Source organism: Immundisolibacter sp. (genome assembly GCF_041625615.1).
Taxonomy (GTDB): domain Bacteria; phylum Pseudomonadota; class Gammaproteobacteria; order Immundisolibacterales; family Immundisolibacteraceae; genus Immundisolibacter.
On sequence record NZ_JBFJTF010000231.1, the window covers coordinates 1 to 1,794 of the forward strand.

A 1,794-nucleotide genomic window follows, 5' to 3' on the forward strand; every position below is an offset into this window, starting at 1 on the left:
ACCGACGGCCACGGCCCGGTGGCGACGCAGCCGCTGGCGGCGCTGCGCCGGCTCGACGCCGGCGGCGGTGAGCGGATTCCGTTGCCGCAGGAGGTACTGGACCTGTGCCGTGGCCGCTGCGCCGTGAACCTGGAGCTGAAGGGCCCGGACGTGGCGCCGCGCCTGCTGCCGCTGCTCGCACGGGCACTGGCCGGCGACTGGCCGGCCGATGCGTTGCTGTGTTCCTCGTTCGACTGGCCGCAGCTCGTGGCGCTGCGCGCCGCGCTGCCGGGTCTGGCGCTGGGCGTGCTGTGCCAGCGGGTGGACACCGCCGCGGTGGCGATGGCGCAGACGCTGGGCGCGCGTGTCATCGCCTGTGCGCTCGCGCACGCGGATGCGGATGCGGACGCGGTGGCCGCGGCGCACGGCGCCGGCTGCGCGCTGTGGGTCTACACGGTCAACGAGGCGGCGGTGGCGTCCCGGCTGGCGGCGCTGGGTGTCGATGCGGTGTTCAGCGACTGCCCGCAGGCGGTCTGAGGTCGGTTTGGCAATTTCCTGCTGACGGAGACGACGATGGACTTTTTCGCCTGGATGGCGAATCCCGAGGCGTGGGTGGCGCTGGTGGCGCTGACCGCGGTCGAGATCGTGCTCGGCATCGACAACATCATTTTCCTGTCCATCCTGGTGGCCAGGCTGCCGCCGTCGCAGCAGGCCCGGGCGCGGCAGATCGGCCTTGGCCTGGCCATGGGCATGCGCATCGTGCTGCTGCTGTCGCTGTCCTGGCTGCTCGGTTTCACGCAGCCGCTGTTCGCCGTGCTGGGGCAGGTCATTTCGGGCCGTGACCTGATCCTCATCGTCGGCGGGCTGTTCCTGCTGGCCAAGGCGACGCTGGAGATCCATGGCAGCCTGGAGGGCGAGGAGGGTGCCGCCTCGGCCCGGCCGGTCGCCTCGTTCGCCGCCGTCATCGTGCAGGTGGTGCTGCTGGACATCGTGTTCTCGGTCGACTCGGTGCTGACCGCCGTCGGCATGGCCAGGGACATTCCGGTGATGATCCTGGCGGTGATGATCTCGGTCGGCATCATGCTGGTGGCCGCCGGCGCCATACACCGGTTCATCGAGCGACACCCGACGGTCAAGATGCTGGCGCTGGCGTTCCTGGTGCTGGTCGGCGTGGCACTGATGGGCGAGGGCCTCGACATGCACATTCCGCGTGGCTACATCTACTTCGCCATGGCCTTCTCGGTAGGCGTGGAAATGCTCAACATCCGTGTTCGCACCCGACCCGCCGAGCCGGTGCAGCTGCGCCGCGCCTACGTCGAGGATCAGCCGCCTGAGCAGTGAACCGGGGCAGGCGTTCCTGCGCGGCACTGACGGAGGCTGGCTGCGTTTCGAGTCGCCGGTCGGTGCGTTGACGGTGCGCACATCGGCCGACCTGCCGGCGGCCCTGGCCGAGGCGCAGCGGCAGCTGGCGGCCGGTCGCCATGTCGTCGGCGTGCTGGCCTACGAGGCGGCGCCGGCCTTCGATGCGGCGCTGACGGTGCTGCCCGATGACGGCTTTCCGGTCGCCTGGTTCGGGTTCTTCGATGCCGCCCGGCCGGTGGGCGCGCCACGCGCCGAGCCGGTGCCGGTGCCGGTGCCGGTGTCCTGGCAGGCCGAGGTGACCGACGCCGCCTACCGGGGCGGCGTGCAGCGGGTGCGCGAGGCGCTGGCCGGCGGCGTCTGCTACCAGGTCAACTACACGCAGCGCCTGCGGGCGGCGGCGTTGCCGGCGCCGTGGCCGTGGTTTGCCGCGGCGGCCGCGGCGGCGCCGTATGC

At 71.8% G+C, this 1,794-nt stretch carries 2 protein-coding genes and 1 pseudogene; all 3 read left to right on the forward strand.

Annotated elements, in window-relative coordinates:
* Positions 1-516: glycerophosphodiester phosphodiesterase (locus ABYX71_RS11810; RefSeq protein WP_372696690.1), on the forward strand; the 516-nt coding region annotated here is incomplete at its 5' end.
* A gap of 36 nt (positions 517-552) precedes the next feature.
* A complete protein-coding gene (locus tag ABYX71_RS11815) occupies positions 553-1,320 on the forward strand; it encodes a TerC family protein (protein ID WP_372696691.1) in 768 nt (255 codons plus the stop codon).
* 73 nt (positions 1,321-1,393) lie between these two features.
* Positions 1,394-1,794: pseudogene (locus ABYX71_RS11820) on the forward strand (hypothetical protein); the annotation flags it as partial.